Source organism: Bradyrhizobium sp. LeoB3 (assembly GCF_055456055.1).
Map to the genome: position 1 here is coordinate 1 of NZ_JBVBEF010000410.1, position 343 is coordinate 343.

A 343-nucleotide genomic window follows, 5' to 3' on the forward strand; every position below is an offset into this window, starting at 1 on the left:
GGGGCAGCTAATCGCGCGGGTCGGCGATTCCCGCGTTGAGGTGGGGGCAGGCTCGTACGCGGCTCTTCCCCGTGGTGTGCCGCATACGATCGAAGTGGTCGGCGCCCAAGCCACCCTGCTGGCCACCTACGTGCCGGGTGGGCTGGAGCGTTTGTTGGTGCCCCGGAAAGGCGAGAAGCCCGATCCGGCCGCTTTCGGCATAACGTTCCCCTAGGGCCGAGGACCACGGCGCGGGGCGTTCGTGACCGTGCGCCGGCGCGGGCGCTCGGGACCGCGCCAGATGATCGATTGCACGCGCCAGCCAGGTGCGCGTAGGGAAACAAGGCACGCGACCGACACGAAG

Annotated in this window: 1 protein-coding gene; it reads left to right on the top strand. The window is 69.7% G+C overall.

Annotated features, from left to right (window positions below; all coding sequences use genetic code 11):
- Positions 1-214, top strand: a 214-nt coding sequence (locus ACZXDY_RS46540) for a cupin domain-containing protein (RefSeq protein WP_464350109.1), incomplete at its 5' end; no start/stop codon positions are given.
- Positions 215-343 lie beyond the last annotated feature (129 nt).